Source organism: Acinetobacter sp. YH12131 (genome assembly GCF_013418635.1).
GTDB lineage: Bacteria > Pseudomonadota > Gammaproteobacteria > Pseudomonadales > Moraxellaceae > Acinetobacter > Acinetobacter towneri.
In genome coordinates this window covers 459,149-479,917 of record NZ_VPBQ01000001.1, presented here as the reverse complement: position 1 = coordinate 479,917, position 20,769 = coordinate 459,149, and the positions used below count along the sequence as shown (strand labels likewise).

General features: G+C 40.4%; 21 protein-coding genes and 3 tRNA genes. 13 read left to right on the top strand and 11 right to left on the bottom strand.

What is annotated here, in order from left to right:
* Nucleotides 1-89 precede the first annotated feature (89 nt).
* Nucleotides 90-839, top strand: a complete 750-nt coding sequence (locus tag FTU66_RS02345; protein WP_070155957.1) for a YebC/PmpR family DNA-binding transcriptional regulator — start codon at nucleotides 90-92, stop codon at nucleotides 837-839.
* A gap of 85 nt (nucleotides 840-924) precedes the next feature.
* Here the strand turns inward: FTU66_RS02345 and FTU66_RS02340 are convergent, their stop codons facing one another.
* Nucleotides 925-1,395, bottom strand: a complete 471-nt coding sequence (locus FTU66_RS02340; protein ID WP_004971430.1) for an Lrp/AsnC family transcriptional regulator — start codon at nucleotides 1,393-1,395, stop codon at nucleotides 925-927.
* A 489-nt stretch (nucleotides 1,396-1,884) separates the two neighbouring features.
* Between FTU66_RS02340 and FTU66_RS13585 the strand changes: the two genes are divergently transcribed.
* Together FTU66_RS13585 and FTU66_RS13580 are read left to right on the top strand one after the other, a co-directional pair.
* Nucleotides 1,885-2,340 carry a hypothetical protein gene (locus FTU66_RS13585; protein WP_257222033.1) on the top strand — a complete coding sequence of 152 codons (456 nt, stop codon included), beginning with the start codon at nucleotides 1,885-1,887 and terminating at the stop codon, nucleotides 2,338-2,340.
* Nucleotides 2,246-3,070, top strand: coding sequence for a hypothetical protein (locus tag FTU66_RS13580; RefSeq protein ID WP_257222032.1), 825 nt, complete (start codon nucleotides 2,246-2,248; stop codon nucleotides 3,068-3,070). The genes FTU66_RS13585 and FTU66_RS13580 overlap by 95 nt, the downstream gene beginning before the upstream one ends.
* A 79-nt stretch (nucleotides 3,071-3,149) precedes the next feature.
* Here FTU66_RS13580 and FTU66_RS02330 read toward each other — a convergent pair whose 3' ends face one another.
* Nucleotides 3,150-3,914: a glutathione S-transferase family protein gene (locus FTU66_RS02330; RefSeq protein WP_004971433.1), complete on the bottom strand. Its 765-nt coding sequence runs from the start codon at nucleotides 3,912-3,914 to the stop codon at nucleotides 3,150-3,152.
* 268 nt (nucleotides 3,915-4,182) lie between these two features.
* On the opposite strand from FTU66_RS02330, the gene ychF reads away from it, so the two are divergent.
* Nucleotides 4,183-5,274, top strand: coding sequence for a redox-regulated ATPase YchF (gene ychF / locus FTU66_RS02325; RefSeq protein ID WP_004971435.1), 1,092 nt, complete (start codon nucleotides 4,183-4,185; stop codon nucleotides 5,272-5,274).
* A gap of 127 nt (nucleotides 5,275-5,401) precedes the next feature.
* Here the strand turns inward: ychF and FTU66_RS02320 are convergent, their stop codons facing one another.
* Complete coding sequence (locus FTU66_RS02320) at nucleotides 5,402-5,893, bottom strand: hypothetical protein (protein WP_026438320.1); 492 nt, start codon at nucleotides 5,891-5,893, stop codon at nucleotides 5,402-5,404.
* A 119-nt stretch (nucleotides 5,894-6,012) separates the two neighbouring features.
* Here FTU66_RS02320 and FTU66_RS02315 point away from each other — a divergent pair, with 119 nt between their 5' ends.
* From FTU66_RS02315 to dapC, 5 genes are all read left to right on the top strand, one after another.
* Nucleotides 6,013-6,750: an AzlC family ABC transporter permease gene (locus tag FTU66_RS02315; RefSeq protein ID WP_171062558.1), complete on the top strand. Its 738-nt coding sequence runs from the start codon at nucleotides 6,013-6,015 to the stop codon at nucleotides 6,748-6,750.
* Nucleotides 6,747-7,094 carry an L-valine transporter subunit YgaH gene (ygaH, locus tag FTU66_RS02310; RefSeq protein ID WP_004971441.1) on the top strand — a complete coding sequence of 116 codons (348 nt, stop codon included), beginning with the start codon at nucleotides 6,747-6,749 and terminating at the stop codon, nucleotides 7,092-7,094. The genes FTU66_RS02315 and ygaH overlap by 4 nt, the downstream gene beginning before the upstream one ends.
* 181 nt (nucleotides 7,095-7,275) lie before the next feature.
* A complete protein-coding gene (gene purT, locus FTU66_RS02305; protein ID WP_180112230.1) occupies nucleotides 7,276-8,493 on the top strand; it encodes a formate-dependent phosphoribosylglycinamide formyltransferase in 1,218 nt (405 codons plus the stop codon).
* Between the two features lie 27 nt (nucleotides 8,494-8,520).
* Complete coding sequence (glnD, locus tag FTU66_RS02300; protein WP_178865516.1) at nucleotides 8,521-11,187, top strand: [protein-PII] uridylyltransferase; 2,667 nt, start codon at nucleotides 8,521-8,523, stop codon at nucleotides 11,185-11,187.
* Between the two features lie 20 nt (nucleotides 11,188-11,207).
* Nucleotides 11,208-12,377, top strand: coding sequence for a succinyldiaminopimelate transaminase (dapC, locus tag FTU66_RS02295; protein WP_180112229.1), 1,170 nt, complete (start codon nucleotides 11,208-11,210; stop codon nucleotides 12,375-12,377).
* 73 nt (nucleotides 12,378-12,450) lie between these two features.
* Here the strand turns inward: dapC and FTU66_RS02290 are convergent, their stop codons facing one another.
* Together FTU66_RS02290 and msrB are read right to left on the bottom strand one after the other, a co-directional pair.
* Entirely contained in the window at nucleotides 12,451-12,930 is a 480-nt protein-coding gene (locus FTU66_RS02290) for a glutathione peroxidase (RefSeq protein WP_096902294.1), read from the bottom strand.
* A complete protein-coding gene (msrB, locus tag FTU66_RS02285; protein ID WP_096902313.1) occupies nucleotides 12,927-13,346 on the bottom strand; it encodes a peptide-methionine (R)-S-oxide reductase MsrB in 420 nt (139 codons plus the stop codon). The genes FTU66_RS02290 and msrB overlap by 4 nt, the downstream gene beginning before the upstream one ends.
* Before the next feature lie 153 nt (nucleotides 13,347-13,499).
* Here msrB and FTU66_RS02280 point away from each other — a divergent pair, with 153 nt between their 5' ends.
* Nucleotides 13,500-14,735, top strand: coding sequence for a pyridoxal phosphate-dependent aminotransferase (locus FTU66_RS02280; protein ID WP_168419418.1), 1,236 nt, complete (start codon nucleotides 13,500-13,502; stop codon nucleotides 14,733-14,735).
* A 209-nt stretch (nucleotides 14,736-14,944) separates the two neighbouring features.
* Nucleotides 14,945-15,676 (top strand): hydroxyacylglutathione hydrolase, encoded by a 732-nt coding sequence (gloB, locus tag FTU66_RS02275; RefSeq protein ID WP_180112228.1) that lies wholly within the window; start codon nucleotides 14,945-14,947, stop codon nucleotides 15,674-15,676.
* A gap of 41 nt (nucleotides 15,677-15,717) precedes the next feature.
* Here gloB and FTU66_RS02270 read toward each other — a convergent pair whose 3' ends face one another.
* Nucleotides 15,718-15,990, bottom strand: coding sequence for a hypothetical protein (locus tag FTU66_RS02270; RefSeq protein WP_096902295.1), 273 nt, complete (start codon nucleotides 15,988-15,990; stop codon nucleotides 15,718-15,720).
* A 418-nt stretch (nucleotides 15,991-16,408) separates the two neighbouring features.
* Between FTU66_RS02270 and FTU66_RS02265 the strand changes: the two genes are divergently transcribed.
* Nucleotides 16,409-16,612 (top strand): hypothetical protein, encoded by a 204-nt coding sequence (locus tag FTU66_RS02265; protein ID WP_004971452.1) that lies wholly within the window; start codon nucleotides 16,409-16,411, stop codon nucleotides 16,610-16,612.
* 244 nt (nucleotides 16,613-16,856) lie between these two features.
* On the opposite strand, the gene FTU66_RS02260 is transcribed toward FTU66_RS02265, so the two are convergent.
* From FTU66_RS02260 to FTU66_RS02240, 5 genes are all read right to left on the bottom strand, one after another.
* A tRNA-Leu gene (locus tag FTU66_RS02260) sits at nucleotides 16,857-16,941 on the bottom strand.
* A gap of 36 nt (nucleotides 16,942-16,977) precedes the next feature.
* A tRNA-Trp gene (locus tag FTU66_RS02255) sits at nucleotides 16,978-17,051 on the bottom strand.
* A gap of 33 nt (nucleotides 17,052-17,084) precedes the next feature.
* Nucleotides 17,085-17,169, bottom strand: a tRNA-Leu gene (locus FTU66_RS02250).
* Between the two features lie 117 nt (nucleotides 17,170-17,286).
* Complete coding sequence (locus tag FTU66_RS02245) at nucleotides 17,287-18,138, bottom strand: protein kinase (protein ID WP_180112227.1); 852 nt, start codon at nucleotides 18,136-18,138, stop codon at nucleotides 17,287-17,289.
* Entirely contained in the window at nucleotides 18,128-19,657 is a 1,530-nt protein-coding gene (locus FTU66_RS02240) for a DUF3336 domain-containing protein (protein WP_096902519.1), read from the bottom strand. The genes FTU66_RS02245 and FTU66_RS02240 overlap by 11 nt, the downstream gene beginning before the upstream one ends.
* A 185-nt stretch (nucleotides 19,658-19,842) precedes the next feature.
* Here FTU66_RS02240 and FTU66_RS02235 point away from each other — a divergent pair, with 185 nt between their 5' ends.
* Complete coding sequence (locus FTU66_RS02235) at nucleotides 19,843-20,715, top strand: ATP-binding protein (protein ID WP_096902520.1); 873 nt, start codon at nucleotides 19,843-19,845, stop codon at nucleotides 20,713-20,715.
* The last annotated feature ends 54 nt before the right edge of the window (nucleotides 20,716-20,769 follow it).

Sequence of the window (20,769 nt, the reverse complement as noted above, 5' to 3'; positions counted from 1 at the left end):
ACTCTGCCCTTTATCTAAAAAAAGGGCTTATGTTAGAATGGGCGCAATTTTGATAGGCATACTGCCAATCTGTAAGGAGCATAGTTCGCATGGCGGGTCATTCCAAGTGGGCCAACATTAAGCATCGTAAAGCCAAACAAGATGCTAGTCGTGGTAAGTTGTTTACCAAATTTATTCGTGAATTAACAACTGCTGCAAAGCTCGGCGGTCCAGATGCGGCAAGTAACCCTCGTTTACGTGCTGTTGTGGAAAAAGCACTTTCAGTTAACATGACACGTGACGTCATTAACCGTGCCATCCAGCGTGGTGCAGGCGGTGAAGATAACGACGATCTTAAAGAAGTAACCTATGAAGGTTATGGTGTAGGTGGTGTTGCGGTTATTGTAGAAACCATGACAGACAACTTAAACCGCACCGTGCCAGATGTACGTCACTGTTTCTCTAAAACTGACGGTAACTTAGGCACCAATGGTTCTGTAGCATTCCTATTCACCAAACGTGGTGAAATTTCATTTGAAGATTCATCTTTAGAAGATCAAGTGATGGAAGTGGCTTTAGAAGCTGGCGCAGAAGATATTGAAGTGTCTGAAGATGGCATTTTGGTTATTACTACGCCAGAAGCTTTTGGTATAGTTCAAGATGCGCTAACAGCAGCAGGTTTGAAATCTGACAATGCTGAAGTGGTTATGAGTCCATCGACCAAAGCAGAAATTACAGACATCGATCAAGCGAAAAAAATTATGAAAATGATTGATATGCTTGAAGATTTAGATGATGTTCAAAACGTATATACCAACGTTGAATTCTCTGATGAAGTTTTAGCACAATTAGACGCATAATCGGTCTAACTGCAATTCCTAAAAACGCACGTTCTCGTGCGTTTTTTTATAGATCCAGTCAAAATAATTCTAAGATTCTAATAAATTAAACTTTATTTAATAAACCATGACAGTTTAAAACATCATATTCTTTAATCACAAAGCTAGAATGCAAACCTGCCACATGCTCAATTTTACCAATCCGTTTTAATAAAATTTCGCTGTAATTTTCCATATCTCGTGCCACAACCTCTACAATAAAATCTGCAGTCTGTCCCGTCACCAAAAATGCACGTATCACTTCAGGAATACTTTCCAATTCATCCAAAAATTTAGCAAAAATATCGGTATCGTGTTTGCTCAAAGACACCTGCAACAACACATGCAAACTAAAGCCCAGTTTTTGATAATTAATTTCACGCTTTAAACCTGAAATAATTTTATGATCGATCAGACTTTTAATACGGCGATGCACCGAACTTACCGACAGATTAACCCGCTCGGAAAGTTCATTCAAATTGACATCTTCATTGCTTAAAATTTCTAAAATATGCTTATCGTAGCGATCTAATTCCATTTTTCAAGCACTCAATCTAATCAGATAAAATTTAAACTCATGCTGCCATTATACTTAAATTATTTTGCAGACTAAGCATCTTTATCGAAAATTATTTTCCATTATTAAAGCAAAATGTTTATGATTCAACAGATCACCGCTTATCGTTTTGAGCAACTTAACAGACAAACGGAACAGCTTTCTAATTTATTGATTTTCAAATTTTTAAATTTAAAAAACTCAACAAAACAACGATTCTACTCATAAATTTTCACAATCCCGACCGTCTATCTTTTACAAGTGTATAGAAATGTATTAAAACAGATGCGCTCGACAATAAGCACAATGCAGCACAACAAAACCAATATAAATACAAGGAATCGTCATGGCTTTTAAATCTCTAAGCTTGCTGAAAATAAAATTAGCTCTGTATTTACCGTAGAAACTCAGACCAGCTCTTTATTCGATGGACTCTTAAGTGGTGGCTCTTTAAGCAATACCTTTTCTGGTTTGCTTGGCAGCCTGACTGGTTCGACCTCGACCACACCTACCTTAGATTCTTTATTAAAAAGTTTACTCTCTGGCAGCAGCTTAGATAGTTCTAGCCTAACCAATCTAATTAGCCAATTTTCAAGCTCAAATACCAAGTTAGATATCACCAGCTTAATTAGCAAACTAACACAATCCAATGGCGGTAGCTTCGATATTGCTTCCATCACCAATTTACTCAGTGGCATGATTGGCAGCAATGCAGGTGATTTAGATATTACGAAACTCACCCAATTAGTGAGTGGGTTAATCGGTGGTAATACGGGTAATCTTGATATTGCTCAAATTACTCAATTGGTCAGCGGTTTGATTTTGGGTAATAGTGACCTCGATATGGCCGCTCACACAACTGGTTGGTGGTTTAATTGGCGGCAATACTGGCAGTTTAGGCGGTATGGATTTTGGTGCTATCGCTGAACTGGTGGGTGGTTTAATCCAAGGCAATGGCGATCTTGATATTGCTCAAATTGCTCAACTGGTTAGTGGCTTGATTGGTGGCAACATCGGTGGAGGTTTAGGCGGTCTAGATATCGCAGTGATTGCTGAACTTGTAGGCGGTTTAATCCAAGGCAATGGCGATCTTGATATTGCGCAAATTGCTCAACTGGCAAGTGGCTTGATTGGCAGCAATATCGGTGGCGGTTTAGGCGGTATGGATATCGCGGTCATTGCTGAATTAGTAGGCGGTTTAATGCAAGGCAATGGCGATCTTGATATTGCACAAATTGCGCAACTGGCAAGCGGCTTAATTGGCGGTAACATCGGTGGTGATTTAGGTGGTCTAGATATCGCTGCTCTAGAACCAATTCTTGCGTTGCTTAATCCTGAAGGTCAGCTTGCAAGTGACTTTGATCTAGGTGGTTTATTAAATAATCTGACTGGAGATACAACTGGTGGTTTCAGCTTAGATGGCTTGAGTGATGGTTTTGACAACTTAATTTCTGGTTCAGATTTTAACATCAGCGACTTACTGCAAGGTGCGTCATCTACAACCAGTTCAGAGATCAATATTGATAGCTTAGTCCCTGCATTAGGCGATGCATTTGGCAATTTAACTGGTGGCACATCAGACACTCAATTTGATTTAGCTACCCTGCCAAATTTGGTACAGACTTTTGATTTGAATAACTTAAATTCTTTGTTCTAATCCTTGGTTTTAGGTTTTTATACATCAGTATCCAAAAAATACGCGCAGATTGCGCGTATTTTATCTGAGGCGATAACATTTAAATACCGCGCCAATCTACACGTGCATTACGCTCAGTTTGATAAATACGAGAAACATATTGCCCTAAAGGTAAATCCAGCAAATATTTTTTATAATCTTTAAATTCTTCAGAAATCACTTCATCATGTTCTTTTTCCCACGGCGTTCCAGAAATTTCCAAAATAGGTGCAAGCATCGAACACACTGAAATATCGGCTAAACCTAAACGCTCACCCACAAAATAACGCCCGTAATTATCAATCAAATGCTGATTTAAAATGACAATTAATTCATCCATCCGCTGTTTGGATTCTGCAACTTTATCTTGATCGAGCTGATAGCCCTTAGACACCAAGGCTTTAATAATTGGCTTGGAATATTTAGAAAATTGACGCAAATAGCCTTTTTCGCCAATTAAAATTTCCAAAGGTTCTTCACTTTCAGATAATGCATGCGCCAATCCCCAACGACGCACATGCTGGCCCAATTCATCAGCCAAAGTATTTATCGCCAATGCATGTTTATATTGTTCGGCATCACTACGCAACAAGGCATGTTCGGGATAAACATCGTCCAGATAAAAAGCAATTTGAGTCGAATCTGCTATCCAGCGATCTTGATCACGTAAAATAGGTAATTTATTTTGCCCTGTTTTTAATTGGGCAAAAGCGCGATGCACGCCTGGAATTAAGTTTTGCGCATCATAATCTAACTCTTTATGATCCAATAACCAGCGAGCTTTCTCACAAAAATGAGACAAAGGAAACTGGTATAAGATGCGCATAAAATCTCCATATTTAAAATTTTGATATCCAAAGCAGTATCAATACTGTGCTTGTCATACTTTAGTCATAGCCTCTTATAATTACAATGTACTTTTTATTCAAAATTCAGGCGAAACAGTCAGCAATTCAAAATCAATTCCGAAAAGAAATTCAACGTACAGCATCAAGCACGCTAGATTGGAGAAACATCTGTCCGATGACCTGACTTTATCTGCCCTTTCATGTAAAATCGTGCCTAATTTTTAAATAACACGTTGTGAGTTATTCATGGGTTTTAATTGTGGTATTGTGGGCCTGCCAAACGTTGGTAAATCTACGCTTTTTAATGCTTTAACCAAAGCTGCAATTGCAGCGGAAAACTTCCCGTTCTGTACCATTGAGCCAAATACAGGCATTGTACCTGTGCCAGATTCACGTTTGGACAAATTGGCGGAAATCGTAAATCCGCAACGTGTATTACCCACCACGATGGAATTTGTGGATATTGCAGGTTTGGTTGCAGGTGCATCTAAAGGTGAAGGTTTAGGTAACCAATTCCTTGCCAACATTCGTGAAACTGATGCGATTGCGCATGTAGTTCGTTGCTTTGAAGATGAAAACGTCATTCACGTAAATGGTAAAATTGACCCATTAGATGACATTGCAACCATCAATACCGAACTTGCGTTGGCCGATTTAGAAACGGTGAGCAAAGCCATTACACGCTTAGCAAAATCTGCCAAAGGTGGCGATAAAGAAGCCGTAGCGACCAAAGCCGTTTTAGAAAAAATCCAACCTTTACTGGATGATGGCAAGCCTGCACGTGCAGCCAATTTAGATGACGATGAACGCAAATTGGTTCGTGGTTTTGGTTTATTAACCTTAAAACCAACCATGTATATTGCGAACGTGGCAGAAGATGGCTTTGAAAATAACCCGCACTTAGATGCAGTCAAAAAACTTGCTGCAGAAGAAAATGCGATTGTGGTGCCTTTATGCAACCAAATTGAAGCCGAAATTTCATTACTTGAAGATGAAGACCGTGCAGAATTCCTAGAAGCTCTTGGTATGGAAGAACCAGGGCTGAACGTAGTGATTCGTGCAGGTTATGCGCTGTTAGGTCTGCAAACTTACTTTACTGCAGGCGTACAAGAAGTCCGCGCGTGGACAGTGAAAGTAGGTGCAACTGCACCACAAGCAGCAGGCGTAATTCACACTGACTTTGAAAAAGGCTTTATCCGCGCAGAATGTATTGCTTATGAGGATTTCGTACAATACAACGGCGAAGCAGGTGCAAAAGAAGCAGGTAAATGGCGCTTGGAAGGTAAAACTTATATCGTACAAGACGGTGATGTTTTACACTTCCGTTTTAATGTTTAATTGTTTTTATGTTTAGTTTTAGAACAATGCTTACAGCCGAGCATTGATTCAATAAAAAAACCTCGATGCTTACATCGAGGTTTTTTTATGGGCGATTCCGCATCACATTAATGCAGAACAACCTCAATTAAGACTGCACCACATTGCCCTTTTGTTTCGGGTCAGTATTGCCCAATTCAGGATGCGCCAAAGCATCAGCACATTGTTTTTTATCCCGTTCATAATCAGCTTGTTTTTGTGCAAGACTGCTTGAACTGTCAATCGTCGCACGTGCCCAAATTTCCAAACTGGTCAAAGCCTTACGACACAGCGCATATTTCCCTTCCGTTACAGAGTCGGTCATTTTGACATTAATACGCCAGTCGGTACTTAATTTACGGGCAGGTTTGCGGACTTTATCTTCAATTAAGTTACGCTGTTTACGATACACGTACGGCTCAACTTCATTCATTAATTCCCACGCGGCTTGCGCATACACAGTCGCATCATTGGTGAGTTTTGGCGCAGGCTTAATTTCTACTGTTTTTTGCGGGTTGTTGTCATTGCTACACGCTTGCAATAACAGGCTACTGCATAACATTGAAGCAAGCAGGATTACAGGTGTTTTCAATTTCAACATATCGGTTCGCCCATACAAACAATTCGGCATCATGCTAATGAATTCAAGTATAATACACAATCTTCATTTGACCCATCGTTCAACTTTCTCCCACAAGGTGTGTCGTGTCCGTACACAATATTCAAACTGCGCCCGCAGCAAGTTTTTGGCAAGGTGCAAAAGATAGTCAGGCGATTATTTTCACCTATCTGCCTGTTTCTTTTGCTTTTGGTGTTTCTGCAACTCAATTCGGCTTTAGCGCATGGGAAGCCTTATTTTTATCTTGCTCGATGTATGCAGGGGCGAGTCAATTTTTAGTCGTTGCCTTATTGGGCAGTGGAACTTCAATCTGGATGACCGCATTAACGGTAATCGCCTTGGATATTCGACATTTACTTTACGGCCCGGCCTTACAAAACCTGATTCAAGATCGTTTAAACCTAAAAAAAACTGCAATTTGGTCATGGGGTCTGACCGATGAAGTTTTTGCCTCAGGCATGATTAAACTGTCACAGCGCCGTCAGGAATGGTCTGAATCATGGATGCTTGGACTGAGTTTATTTAGTTGGTTGTCTTGGGCATTAGGCTCTTTGTTAGGCGGATTATTTGCCGATCAAGTCACTAAAATGCCACAGTTTTTGCAAGCGGCGCTCGACTTTTTACTGCCCGCTTTATTCCTTAGCTTCTTATTGGCAGCATTTGAAAAGAAACACACCTTTGTCGTGGGAATCACCATTCTAGTATCTGCCGTAGCTTGTTATTTTATTGACTTATCTGCTGCAATTTTTATTGGGATTTCTTCAGGTATTTTGGCGGGATTATTTAAACACTATGTTTTAAAACAACCCGACCCTGAACATACAGGAGCAAAATCATGAGTTTAGAAATTATTTTGGTCGGTATTATGGTCGGTATCGCAAACTTCGCCTCACGTTTTGGGCCATTTTTTGTGATTCAAAAGTTTCAACAAGGCTCGCAACAACGTGGTGCTTTATGGCTTAAAATCGCTTTAGGCAGTATTGGTATTGCTGCAATTAGCTCTATGCTTGTGGTTGCAACCTTGCCACCTTTGCTTGAAACACCCAATAAAAGTTTTGCGATGTTAATTGGCTTTTTAGTACTCACAGGTTTGTATTTTAAGTTTAAGAAAATCGTCCCTGCCACGCTTACCGCAGCCATCACCTATGGTTTAATTTATACCTATGTGCCATTTTCGTTCTAATGTTGCTGAAATTTAGAGGTTGAATCGTCCAAATGAGCTATTTCAGGATTCAGCCCTAATTACTATAAAGCACTGAATGCAATACAACGAGATGACAAAATCATGATTTTATTGCAAACAGGGCTTAACTCATGGAACAGTTCTGCTATGCTAAAAGCCCACTTTAGCAAGGACGATTCACATGAGCGTGACCATTGGTACTCCCCTTCAATCTTCTGCTTTCAAGGTTTTGCTATTGGGTTCAGGGGAACTCGGTAAAGAGGTGGTAATTTCACTGCAACGCTTAGGCGTAGAAGTACATGCCGCCGATCGCTACGACCATGCGCCAGCCATGCAAGTCGCACATTATGCTTATACTTTAAACATGGCAGATGCCACAGAATTAAAACAACTGATTGAAAAAATTAAACCTAATTTAATTGTGCCTGAAATTGAGGCCATTGCGACATCAGTTTTACTTGAAATTGAAGCGCAAAATATTGCAACAGTGATTCCATCTGCCAAAGCGGTAAATTTGACCATGAACCGTGAAGGCATTCGTCGTTTGGCTGCAGAAGAATTAGGTTTGCCGACATCCGCTTATCGCTTTGCCAATTCTCTCGAATCTTTCCGCGCTGCATGTGATGACATTGGTTATCCAAACTTTGTGAAGCCTGTGATGTCATCTTCAGGCAAGGGACAATCGCGTGTCACCTGCTTTGATGAAGTTGATGCAGCTTGGGAATATGCCCAGACTGGCGGGCGCGTCAATCAAGGCACTGTGATTATTGAATCACAAATTGACTTCGATTTTGAAATTACCTTATTAACCGTACGTGCTAAAAACCCAGAAACTGGTGCGATCGAAACTTCATATTGCGACCCAATTGGTCACCGTCAAGATGCAGGCGACTATGTAGAAAGCTGGCAACCTCAAGCCATGAGTGATGCTGCCTTGACTGAAGCCAAACGAATTGCACACAAAGTGACTACTGCCTTAGGTGGTTGCGGTATTTTTGGTGTAGAGCTGTTTGTGAAAGGCGATAAAGTCTGGTTCAGTGAAGTATCTCCACGTCCACACGACACAGGTTTGGTGACATTGGCTTCACAATTCCAAAGTGAATTTGAATTACATGCCCGCGCGATTTTAGGCTTACCTGTCAATACCACACGCCATAGCGTTGCAGCCAGTGCGGTGATTTATGCAGGTGTCGATGCAACGAATCTTTCATTTTCTGGCCTGAATCTTGCATTAGCAAATCCCGATACAGATTTACGTTTATTTGGCAAACCTGAAGGTTTTGAGCGTCGTCGTATGGGCGTTGCCACTGCACGAGCAGAAACCACAGAGCAAGCGCGTGAGCTAGCTCAGCATACTGCGGACACTGTTCGCGTACATTTAAACGAAAATCAAAATTAAGCTCGTCATTGCATAACGGAATTGTCCATGATCATTACATTACCCTTGCTGAATTATGTAAAAAGCAACCATGACATTCAGGCCATTAACCAATGGCGCACCGATGTCGAAAATCAGCTACAACAATGTTTTGAAAATGGACAATCCATTCGTGAAGTGATTTTGGCGCGTTCTAACCTGATTGATGAAGCGCTCACTTTCTTATGGCAACATGCTGAATTAGACAAAACCGATTTAAGCCTATTTGCGGTAGGTGGCTATGGGCGCAAAGAAATGCTGCCCTATTCAGATGTCGATATTATGGTGTTATCGGAAGATGCAATTACAGCAGAACAAGAACAACTTATTTCGACCTTTATTTCATCTTTATGGGATGTTGGCAATTTCAAACCTGCCACCAGCGTGCGGACTATTCAGGACTGTGTGATTCAGGCAACCAGTGATTTAACTGTTGCAACTGCCTTGATTGAAGCGCGTTTAATTACAGGAAATCAGCAGCTTGCCAAATGGCCGCGTCGTATTGTTTCGCAAACTTGGACAGATAAAACCTTTTTTGATGCCAAAATGGAGGAGCAAAGCAAACGTTACGCGCAGCACAATGACACCGAAAGTAATTTAGAACCTGATATTAAAAATGCTCCAGGCGGTATTCGTGACATCAACCAAATTGGCTGGATTGCCAAACGCCATTTTCGCGTCAATCGTATTTACGACTTGGTGCATTTAGGTTTTATTTCAGAATTTGAATTGGGTGTACTTGAAGAAGCCGAAAGCTTTTTATGGGAAATCCGTCATCATCTCCATCGTTTAACCAAACGTGATGAAAACCGTTTATTGTTTGATTATCAACGAGATATTGCAGCAACTTTTGGCTATGTTCGAGAAGAAGGTAAACCGCAAAATTACCCGATTGAACAATTTATGAAGCGTTATTATCGCTCTGCACAGCAAGTTTCCACTTTAAATGAAATGTTGCTGGCCTATTTTAATGAGTCGGTCATTACCCCGCGTTTGCCTAATTATGAACGTAACATTGAAGAAATTAATGAAAATTTTAAACTGGTCGATGGCAAACTTGCCGTGCAGCACCACAAAATTTTCTCAGAAAAACCAAGCGCAATTTTAGAAATTTTCTATTTATTGGCCAATCGTCCTGAAATTGAAGGAATTCGCGCACGAACACTGCGCCTGCTAACACTTGCAGCCAAGCGTATTGATCAAAGTTTCCGTGATGATACAACGCATCAAGCGCTGTTTATGGCAATTTTGCGCTCACCGCACCGCTTGTATAATACCTTGGTGACTATGAAACGCTTAGGTGTATTGGGCAATTACATCCCCGCTTTTGGTCAAATTACAGGTTTAATGCAATACGACTTATTCCATATTTATACAGTCGATGCGCACATTTTACTATTACTCCGCAATTTAAGCCGCTTCAAAGAACCTGAATTCGCGAAAGATTTTCCTGTGGTCAGTTCGGTATTTCAGCGTTTAGCCCGTCGTGACATTATTTATTTGGCTGCGATTTTCCATGATATTGCTAAAGGTCGTCGTGGTGATCACAGTGAACTTGGTGCGGTAGATGCGATTGAGTTTTGCCGTAAACACGGATTTACTGAACGTGAATGTAACCTTGTGGCATGGTTAGTCAAAAATCACTTGTTGATGTCAGTCACAGCACAGAAAAAAGATATTTCTGACCCCGATGTGGTCAAGGAATTTGCCGAAAAAATGGGAGATATGGAGCATTTAGATTATCTCTATACCTTAACGGTTGCTGATATTAATGCGACTAATCCAACACTCTGGAACTCATGGCGTGCATCCTTAATGCGCCAACTTTATACGCAAGCGCGTGATGTCATTCGCTCAGGACTTGGGCGTCCCGTCGATTATCAAATGCTCATTGAAGACACCAAATTTGCGGCAAGCGAGTTACTGGTTAAAGATTTTGAACTCAGTGCTGTTGAAAAAGTCTGGCAAGAACTGGGCGATGAATACTTTATTAAAGAATCTGCCGATGAAATTGCATGGCATACCCGCGCGATTTTGGAGCATGGCGATAATCCTGCACCATTAGTGCTCATGCGCGCGCACCGAAAATCAGCACAAGACGCAGTACAAATCTTTATTTACACGCAAGACCAACCCAACCTATTTGCCACAACTGTCGCTATTTTAGACCGCATGAACCTTGACGTTCAGGATGCACGAATTATTACTGCGACCAAAGCCTTTAGTTTGGATACTTACGTGGTCTTAGACCGTTTTGGCACACTCTTAACAGACCCTGAACGTGAAGAAATGGTGATTGAGGCTTTAGTGAATGCCTTGAGCCAGTCAGATAAATATCCGGGTCTGATGCAACGCCGCATTCCGCGTCAATTACGTCATTTTGACATTGAAAATACAGTAGAAGTGACTTTCAATGCAGCGCTGAATCAAAACATGGTCGAAATTGCCACACTAGATCATCCGGGGTTACTCGCCAAAATTGGCGGCTTGTTTATGATGCAAGGCTTAGATATTCACTCCGCCAAAATTGCCACCCTGGGCGAACGTGCCGAAGATATTTTCTTCGTCACCAAAAAAGATGGCAACCCAATGACAAAATCTGAAGCAGATACCTTTGCAATCCAGCTCAAAGCTGCTTTAGATGAGGCCTCTAATCAGGTCTGTGGTCAACATTAACTTCAATTTACGGAACATCCATGAACTCAAGTTTGTCCTTATTACATCCTTACCCTTTTGAAAAGCTAAACAAACTATTTCAGGACGTACAACCTGCAAATTTGCCGTTAATTCCACTGTCTATTGGCGAACCTAAACATCCTGCACCTGAATTTGTCAAACAAGCCATTATTGATAATTTTCAGCATTTATCGACTTATCCGAACAGCAAAGGTCTGCCTGAATTACGTCACAGCATTGCCCATTGGCTGACACAACGCTTTCATTTAAAACAAGTTAACCCAGACACTCAAGTTCTCCCCGTTTCAGGTACACGTGAAGCGATTTTTTCCTTTGTACAAGCCTTGATTCGACGTGAAGATGCGCCTTATGTAGTGATGCCCAATCCGTTTTATCAAATTTATGAAGGGGCAACTTTATTGGCAGGTGCTCAACCCTATTTCATCAATTGCACCGAAGACAATAATTACTTGGGTGATTTTGATGCTGTACCTGCAAAAGTCTGGGAAAAAACTGCTTTATTATTTGTCTGTACACCAGGAAATCCAACGGGTGCTGTCCTTTCAAAAAAACAATTTAAAAAGCTGATTGCCCTGTCAGATCAATATAATTTTGTCATTGCATCTGATGAATGTTATTCAGAATTATGGTTTGACCAAGCGCCTACAGGTTTACTGGAAGTCTGTGCCGAACTTGGACGCGATGACTACAAAAACTGCATCGTATTCCATTCTTTGTCTAAACGCTCAAACTTACCCGGCATGCGTTCAGGCTTTGTTGCGGGCGATGCCAACTTATTAAAACCTTATTTGCAATATCGTACCTATCATGGTGCGGCAATGCCTGTACAACATCAATTGGCATCTATTGCAGCTTGGGATGATGAACAGCACGTTGAAGATAATCGTCAACAATATCGCGCCAAGTTTGAATTATTCCAAACGGAACTTGGGCATTTACTGCCATTAAAAAAACCAGATGCAGGTTTTTATTACTGGCTCAAAGTCGACCATGATGAAAATTTTGCCAAAATATTGATGGAAAAAGCCCATATTAAAGTGCTGCCAGGTCGGTATTTATCTCGTGAAACCGCACAAGGTAACCCGGGTGAAAACCATGTTCGCTTAGCTTTGGTTGCAGATTTGGCGCAATGTGAACAAGTAATTCAACGTCTTAAAGCGATTTTATAAGTTAATGATTTCAATTAAATTTAAGGCGATCATCTGATCGCCTTAATTATCTTACTTGCACAAGCGCAAGCCTTTATCGTAAAGCCTTTTCAATTTCCGCCTGCAAATCTTCAGGTTTTGTGGTCGGAGCAAAACGGTTCAACACCTTGCCATCTTTGCCAATTAAAAACTTGGTGAAATTCCATTTAATTCCGTTGCCCAAAATACCTTTACTGTTATTGGTCAGGTAACGGAAAATCGCATGTGCTTCAGGACCTTTCACATCAATTTTGCTAAACATTGGAAAACTGACACCATAGTTTTTTTGGCAGAAGCTCCCAATTTGCTCATTGGAGCCTGGATCTTGCCCACCAAACTGATTGCACGGAAAGCCCAAAACTTCCAGACCTTGGTCTTTATATTGTTGGTATAACTTTTCCAAACCCGCAAATTGAGGCGTAAAACCACACTTGCTGGCTGTATTTACAATCAACAAAACCTTCCCTTCATAATCGCTAAAGGCTTTATTTTGTCCATCTAACAACTCAGCTTCAAACTGATAAATGTTGGTCATGGATAATTTCCCTCATCATTTTTTTCTTGTGTTTTGAGTTCTAAAGAAGCCGAATTGACACAATAGCGCAATCCTGTTGGCTGTGGACCATCATCAAAAACATGCCCTAAATGTGCGTCACAATGATGACAAACAATCTCAGTACGCTGCATGCCATGCGAACCATCCTGATGTTCTTCAATCACCCCAGGCTGGATTGGACGATAGAAACTTGGCCAACCGCTACCGCTGTCATATTTTGTTTCAGATGAGAATAGCGCTGTACCGCAACAACGACAGGTATAAATCCCCTCTTGTTTAGTATTCCAATATCTCCCCGTAAAAGCAGGCTCCGTGCCTTTTTGACGTGTAATCCGAAATTCCTCTGGTGATAACTCTCTTTGCCATTCTCGGTCTGTTTTATTGAGTTTTCCCATCACTAACTCCTTTAAATCTTTGACATTCAGTGTCATGCTTCAGTACTTCCATTTTTACGCTAGACCTTGCAAAATATCTAGCTAAATTTCAGCATAGATTGTGATATTTCAGTAATCTATAATTTATTTATCTTCTAATCATTGGATGGAACTATGTCCGTACTAGGTAACACGACTCCGCGCGAAATAAAAAAATCATCAAAACTTGAGCATGTATGCTACGACATTCGCGGACCTGTGTTACGAGCGGCCAATGAAATGGAAGAGGCCGGTCATAAAATTATTAAACTGAATATTGGCAACCCTGCCCCATTCGGTTTTGAAGCGCCACAGGAAATTATTAATGATGTCGCATTGAACTTGCCTAATGCGATTGGTTATACCGACTCCAAAGGGATTTTCCCTGCGCGTAAAGCGATTTGTCAGTACTATCAGCAAAAAGGCATTTTCGATATGCATGTCAATGATGTGTATATCGGCAATGGTGTGTCTGAACTGATTGTTATGGCGATGCAAGGCTTATTGGACGATGGCGATGAAATGCTGGTACCAATGCCTGACTATCCATTATGGACAGCTGCGGTGAATTTGTCGGGTGGTACTGCTATTCACTATAAATGTGATGAAGAAAACCACTGGTACCCAGACATTGCCGACATGGAAAGCAAAATCACGCCAAATACACGTGGTATTGTCATCATTAACCCGAACAACCCAACAGGTGCGGTTTATCCGCGTCATGTTTTAGAACAAATTGTTGCACTGGCTAAAAAATATGACCTGATTTTATTTGCCGATGAAATTTACGACAAAATCATTTATGACGGTATTGAGCACGTTGCTGTAGCTGCACTGGCAGGTGATCAGCTCTGTATTTCATTCAACGGTTTGTCTAAATCATATCGTATTGCAGGCTTCCGATCAGGCTGGATGGCCATTACAGGCAATAAATCACGTGCCGCAGACTACATTGAAGGCTTGGACATGCTTGCTTCCATGCGTCTGTGTGCCAACCACCAGGCACAATATGCGATTCAAACAGCATTGGGTGGTTATCAATCTATCAATGACTTGATCCGTCCAGGTGGTCGTTTATATGAACAGCGCAACATTGCTTGGGAAATGCTAAATGAAATTCCAGGAGTGTCATGTGTGAAACCTGAAGGTGCGATGTACTGCTTCCCAAGATTAGATCCAAACGTCTATCCAATTGAAGATGACGAAAAATTAATGTTGGATTTACTTAAAGCCGAAAAAGTTTTGTTGGTTCAAGGTACAGGTTTTAACTGGCCAACGCCTGATCATTTCCGTGTCGTGTTCTTGCCTGCAGAAAATGAATTACGTGAAGCAATGACACGTTTAGGTCGTTTCTTGGCAAAAATCCGCTAAGATCAAACCGAATCTCTGTTTTAAAATGCCGTGTTGATCACGGCATTTTTTATGGATTTGATTTTTATTTCTATTTTATCTTTACATCTCTTGTTCATCATCAAGTGGTCACATAGCAAAGCGATACTCAGACACTTGGGGATACACTTTTACACGCCCGCAAAAGCATGCTGTAATAGCCACAAGCGATTAAGTTTCAGGAACTGAGCATGCACTACCAAGTTCATCTTATTGATGCGCAGAAACCATCACAAAACTATATTTGGTTGCTTGAACATTGTGCCAGCAAACAAGTGGTGGTGGTTGACCCTACCGATGCCAAACCTGTTGAAGATTTTTGCCAAAATCATGGTTTAGAGATCGCGCAAATTTGGTTGACGCATTGGCATCAAGATCATATTGGCGGTGTGCCTGAACTCATTGCAGAACGTAATTTACCTGTTTATGGGCCACGTGAAGAATTGAGCAAAATTCCGTTTATCACGCATCCTTTACAAAACCAAGACCATATCAATTTTCATGATTTACAGGTCGATGTTATTGCCGTTCCGGGACATACCTTGGGGCATATTGTGTATTTTATAGATGCGTTGGATGTATTGTTCTGTGGCGACACTTTATTTGCGATGGGCTGTGGGCGTGTTTTTGAAGGTACATATTTGCAAATGTATCAATCTTTAAACCGCTTGGCAGCGCTGCCTCCGCGTACCCGAGTATATTGCACCCATGAATATACATTGGCGAATGCACAATTTGCACTGCATGTAGAACCCGACAATGTTGCCATTCAAGAGCGTTATCAACAAATTGAAAGTTTACGCATGCTTAATAAACCCACTTTGCCAAGCAGCATCGAACTAGAACTGGAAACCAATCCATTTTTAAGAGCCGAAAGTGTCGAAGAATTTCAGAAATTACGTGAACTCAAAGACAACTTTTAAATTGATGCTTTGATCATAAAGCATCTGATATTTCTCTCGGATTATAAAATCTGATTACTGGCAGCAAACTCATCTAATTGAGTTTGCGTCACCACACGCACAGCATTCATTTCATCGACCCGCACCAACAGCAAATTGGACAATGCAGGCTGATAACGGCGTGCGCTGCCAAAAGGCGTATAATCCACTTTGGATTGTGAGGAAAACAGTAACCAATCTTCATGCCCGAGCATCACAGCAACAGGCTCTAGTCCTTGATTTTGCATCTGCTTCACCATGCACTCCACCTGCTGTTGAATTGTTTGTGCGGTCATGTCTATTTCCCAAATCTTCAAACTCAACCATAGTATAAGCTAATGTCTATTAGGTACCGACATGCTCCATACTAATATCCATTGCATTAAATTAAAGCTTGGCATAAAAAATGGATAATCTTTATGTGTTAATGCTGAAAATAAATACAGCCTAAAATTAAAAATCATTAACAAAATATTTCTAAGTCATCTTTTGGCAATATATCTAAGACCTTAAAATTAATTACGCCACCTCAGTTAAAATAATAAATATCAATAATTTACAAATAAATAATTCTTTTAAAATATTCTAATTGCTTAAAAGGACTTTAGATTTCTAAAAATCAGTGAAAAAAATGTCAAAGAAATACATTTCTGCCCTTTAAAAATTTAGGAAATATCCCTATTAATAATTAGATGAATGGATAGGAGTTCTCTCGTGAAAAAAGTTGTTAAAGCAAAAAATTTAATTGCGTTTCGTATTTGGTTAGAAAAATTAGGTTATTCAGTCAAAAATTTGGCGGATGGTCACGGTTTCACATTTAGCTTTCAAAAAGAGTATGGTTTGGTCACTTGCGAGCTTTCTGGTAATGCTTTAGCAATGAAATTAGGCGAGGAATTTGAAGACCATTTAAAAGCATAAGTACTTATACAATATAGATAAGTATGCAATAACGGTTGAACTTGATAGGATACAAAAATAAAAATTCAAATCGTATTTCATCAACATTTAAAGATGATCTTGCCCATAACCTGTTTATGGGCTTTTTTTTATACTGAACTTTAAATCTTAAAATACATCTAAGCCTTGTCAAAGAGATGCAATGATTTAAAGCTAAAATAACAGGCAATAAAAAAGCAAGGTCATTGCCTTGCTCTTTAATGTATGGTGGGGACGGAGAGACTCGAACTCTCACACCTCGCGGCGCTGGAACCTAAATCCAGTGCGTCTACCAATTTCGCCACGTCCCCAACATCGGGTACCAACTGAGTTGTTGGATTTTAATTTGGCAGAGGATCAAGGATTCGAACCTTGACGAACGGTTTTGGAGACCGTCATGCTACCATTACACCAATCCTCTGTAACTTAAAATCAAGCTGACTTGATATTTAAGTGGTGGGGACGGAGAGACTCGAACTCTCACACCTCGCGGCGCTGGAACCTAAATCCAGTGCGTCTACCAATTTCGCCACGTCCCCGATGGCTGTGTATATTATAGAGATCACTTCCTGATGACAAGCCTTTTTTATAAAAAAGCACAATGACTGTTTAAATAAAAAACAAAAAACTATTTTTTGATTTTTTCTTAAGCATATTCAGCCACTAAGCCATAATTTCAACTCTGCAATACTCGTTGCACGCTGCGAATAGGACTTTGCCAACATGTGATTCAGCAGTGGTAAAAATGCTTGTAGATGCGTAGAAAGTTGGATATGCAATCTTTGACAATGTAAATACGCCCAATCGTGGTAACTATTTGCCTGCAAGCGTTGTTGCGTTAACCATTCATAAAAAATAATGCCTAAAGCATAAATATCACTTTGTGCAGTTTTGAGCTGTCCGTGAAATAATTCTGGTGCCATATAACGTGGCGTTGCAGTCATCCCCTGACATTGAATATCTGCAATTTGCTGTACTTGCTCAAAATCTAACAGTTTGATTTGCCCATCCAACTGCACAATATGTTCAGCTTTTAAGTCAGCATGAATCCAACCTAATTGATGTAATGCTTCCACTGCTTCAAAGACACGCAAAAATATGTGTTTAATCGCTTCTGTATATTCAGGTAAATTACCCATCATAAAAACAGCTTGCGCTTCAGGTAAAATTAAAGCACGTGAATAGACCTGTGAATAATGCGATGAAATGTCATGTGAATTACCCTGCGACTGAATATGAATGGGTGCAGCATCCATCAATTCACATGGCAATAAAAAAGATAAATATGATGATTGCGCGTACTGTTTATAAAAGTTCCATTCTTGTGCAAAACCCTGCTCTACTGTCGCATGAACACCTTGTTGTTGGGCTTTCAGCCAATAAAACTGCCCTTGATGTTCAAAACGATAGATATGCCGACCATATTGCAAACTTTGCGCTTTACTGCGCAACTCGAACTGCGCAGTATCTAGCTGTTGAACATCCAAATTTAAAACATTAAACAACACTTGCGCCAGTGCGCATTTCTGCTGCGACTTCGGTGGATACCTCTATTTGAGGTGCATTTAATAATTCTAAGCAATGTTGCAAAGTTTTACCGACACGTGCATGCGTTTCAATCGATGAAATTTTCGGCCAAGTCGCACGCTCGCCTTCACGCTGTAAAATTTTAAATAAATGTGGTTTCGGGTTTTGCAACATATAGCTGTAATGACGCAGGTTATAGCTTCCTACAATATTCACATCACCATAATAGCGTTGATCGACAATGCCATAGCCATGATCTAGCAAACGACGCACTGGCGGTACAGCTCCTGCGCGCTCACGTACAAAATCCATTACCCCACGACTAATGACTTTGCCCTGACGACGAATAATCCGTTCTGGCCAACTCAGCATATCTTTACGATAACGCTTAATATCATCCTGCATAAAAGGCACTACATGTGGATTGACCTGACTGGCGATGGTGTAGTTAATATTATACAAACGTGCCATTTTTTCCTGTGGGAAATCGCTACGCACACTGCCATCCACCCAACGGGTTTTACCCATATATGGAGTGTGTTCGCCATCATAACGCTTGTTGGTTAAACGTACTGGTGGAAATAAAATTGGCACAGCACACGAGGCCAACACCGCACTCCAAACCAACAAATCTGGCGCAGTGAAGCTGTTCATAATGCGTGAGTCTTGCGATGCATCATAAGGCGCAACCGCCACATTAATATGCAAACCTGATTTTTGAAAAGCTTCTTCAAACGTGGTATCGCCCAAGTTTTTGATCAGGAATTTTTTTAAATAATGCACATCGGCAATTCCACCATTGCCTTTAAGAATTTCGCGCATTTGTCTAAACTGAAATGCTTCGTGGAAAAATGACTCACCACCCAAAATATGCTGTACTTCTTCAGGTTTTGCGATGCCTAGCATTGCAGTCATTATTGCACCCGCGCTCGAACCCGACAGCACTTTAGGCATTAAATCCTGTTCAAGTAAGGCCTTACAAACACCAGTATGAAACAAACCTAGCGTTGCCCCACCAGAGAACATCAAGGCAGGTTGTCCGTATGCAGTTTGGCATTGCTGAAAAAACTCTATTTTTTCTACTTTGGTTAAAGCCTGACATTCATCTGAAGCGACAAAAGCCAAACTTTTACTGACTTCATCCACATAATCTTCAATAATTTTTTTAGTACCCACATAGGTTGCAGTAAACAACATCGGATGGGCAATATTGGCGATGTCAAAAGTTAAACCTTCACGCAAAATATAAATTAAATCGTGACTGCGTTCGGTGGTGCGATAACGGCGTAATAAATTTAAACGATGCGAGATAATTTCCGCATCAAAATATGGCGAACTGTTGTCATATTTCCATTCTTGCGCACCAGTTTCTTCATCTATACGAATGGCAATACTTTTCCATTCTTCATACGATTCGGCATTTTGAATTTGGCGCTTGAGTTTTTTTATGCGATAGGCTTGATGCGGATTAACATCTTCGGTGAAATCTTTAAATAACATAGCATTCCTCAATCCGTTGGTTTATTCGCAGCACTACGCTTGCCTATGCCTACTATACACAACAATATCTAAAAAATTGTAATACGCGTCAATGACTCGATTCACACTTTGATTGTCAAATCTAGGTCAATTGCGCTAGTCTTAAAGTGTAGCAATCTGATCTGCATTTTTTAAGCTGAATTATCATGGCAAACCTAGATTTACCCGACAACATCTTATTATCACTTTCTCATGTACTCCAACAACTACAGCAAAGTTTACCTGCTTTAAAACAAGAAACCGACTTTTCCGCCATCGCATTCAAATGGCAAGATCGACAATTGATAGCGATTCAACAACCAAGAAAAATTGATTTAGATGATTTAAAAGGCATCGAAAAGCAAAAAGAAAAAGTCATTCAAAACACCTTGCAGTTTTTAAATGGCTTACCTGCCAATGATGTGTTACTTACAGGCTCACGCGGTACGGGAAAATCATCTATTGTACGTGCCCTATTGACCGAGTATGCCAATCAAGGATTACGTTTAATTGAAATTGAACGCGATGATTTGTCTGAATTGCCAGAAATTCAAAAAATCATTCAGCATCGTCCTGAAAAATTTATTGTCTACTGTGATGATTTAGCTTTTAACGCAGAAGATGAAAATTATCGTAGTTTAAAAAGTGTTTTAGATGGTTCATTACAATCAGGTTCCAGTAATTTTATTATTTATGCAACCAGTAACAGACGTCATCTATTACCTGAATTTATGCATGAAAATACACCTGTCACTCGTGTAGATGTACCGCAATATACTGAGTTGCATCCTCAAGAAGCAATTGAAGAGAAAATTTCACTGTCTGATCGCTTTGGTCTATGGCTGTCGTTTTATCCAATGGATCAAAATCTATATTTAGAAATTGTGGAGCATTATTTACACAAAGCCGAAATGCCAATGACTGCCGAAGTACGTGCAGAAGCATTAAGATGGTGTCAGGCACGTGGACAGCGTTCAGGGCGTGCTGCCTATCAATTTTCTAAACACTGGATTGGCTCGCAGCAACTTAAAGCACTTTAAATATTTTAATGGGTTGTTTGCATATAGAAGATAGTCAGCAACCCACTCTATTTA

Coding starts and splice junctions, on each gene's coding strand:
- ygaH (WP_004971441.1), top strand. CDS start 6,747: ATGAGTTTAGAAATTATTTTGGTCGGTATTATGGTCGGTATCGCAAAC.
- ychF (WP_004971435.1), top strand. CDS start 4,183: ATGGGTTTTAATTGTGGTATTGTGGGCCTGCCAAACGTTGGTAAATCT.
- purT (WP_180112230.1), top strand. CDS start 7,276: ATGAGCGTGACCATTGGTACTCCCCTTCAATCTTCTGCTTTCAAGGTT.
- FTU66_RS02235 (WP_096902520.1), top strand. CDS start 19,843: ATGGCAAACCTAGATTTACCCGACAACATCTTATTATCACTTTCTCAT.
- FTU66_RS02290 (WP_096902294.1), bottom strand. CDS start 12,930: ATGACCAACATTTATCAGTTTGAAGCTGAGTTGTTAGATGGACAAAAT.
- glnD (WP_178865516.1), top strand. CDS start 8,521: ATGATCATTACATTACCCTTGCTGAATTATGTAAAAAGCAACCATGAC.
- FTU66_RS02270 (WP_096902295.1), bottom strand. CDS start 15,990: ATGACCGCACAAACAATTCAACAGCAGGTGGAGTGCATGGTGAAGCAG.
- gloB (WP_180112228.1), top strand. CDS start 14,945: ATGCACTACCAAGTTCATCTTATTGATGCGCAGAAACCATCACAAAAC.
- FTU66_RS02340 (WP_004971430.1), bottom strand. CDS start 1,395: ATGGAATTAGATCGCTACGATAAGCATATTTTAGAAATTTTAAGCAAT.
- FTU66_RS02330 (WP_004971433.1), bottom strand. CDS start 3,914: ATGCGCATCTTATACCAGTTTCCTTTGTCTCATTTTTGTGAGAAAGCT.
- FTU66_RS02240 (WP_096902519.1), bottom strand. CDS start 19,657: ATGTTATTTAAAGATTTCACCGAAGATGTTAATCCGCATCAAGCCTAT.
- FTU66_RS02320 (WP_026438320.1), bottom strand. CDS start 5,893: ATGTTGAAATTGAAAACACCTGTAATCCTGCTTGCTTCAATGTTATGC.
- dapC (WP_180112229.1), top strand. CDS start 11,208: ATGAACTCAAGTTTGTCCTTATTACATCCTTACCCTTTTGAAAAGCTA.
- msrB (WP_096902313.1), bottom strand. CDS start 13,346: ATGGGAAAACTCAATAAAACAGACCGAGAATGGCAAAGAGAGTTATCA.
- FTU66_RS02345 (WP_070155957.1), top strand. CDS start 90: ATGGCGGGTCATTCCAAGTGGGCCAACATTAAGCATCGTAAAGCCAAA.
- FTU66_RS02280 (WP_168419418.1), top strand. CDS start 13,500: ATGTCCGTACTAGGTAACACGACTCCGCGCGAAATAAAAAAATCATCA.